Annotated in this window: 1 protein-coding gene; it reads left to right on the forward strand. The window is 30.7% G+C overall.

The window, feature by feature from the left end; translation table 11 throughout:
- A partial coding sequence (locus tag A1D18_RS06745) for a hypothetical protein (protein WP_171910784.1) occupies positions 1-254 on the forward strand: 254 nt, incomplete at both ends.

Raw genomic sequence — 254 nt, forward strand, 5'->3', positions numbered from 1 at the left:
TAGAAGAGGATACTGAAATTCAACTATTGAAAAACATTGGAAATTATGCATTCTTTCGTGATGAAACTAATCTTATACTTACTAATGCCTTCGAAGTTTCAAATGATTACTGCACAATTATCTGCCGCCATTTTTATCAAGAACCGGAAATGAGAAAAAAGATATTATCGACGACATTTAAATTTTTTGACCAAGAAATTCATCCTAATGACCATCAAAAACAAATTGAGCATGCGACACATTTTCAACATTTA

This window comes from Candidatus Rickettsiella isopodorum, from assembly GCF_001881495.1.
GTDB lineage: Bacteria > Pseudomonadota > Gammaproteobacteria > Diplorickettsiales > Diplorickettsiaceae > Aquirickettsiella > Aquirickettsiella isopodorum.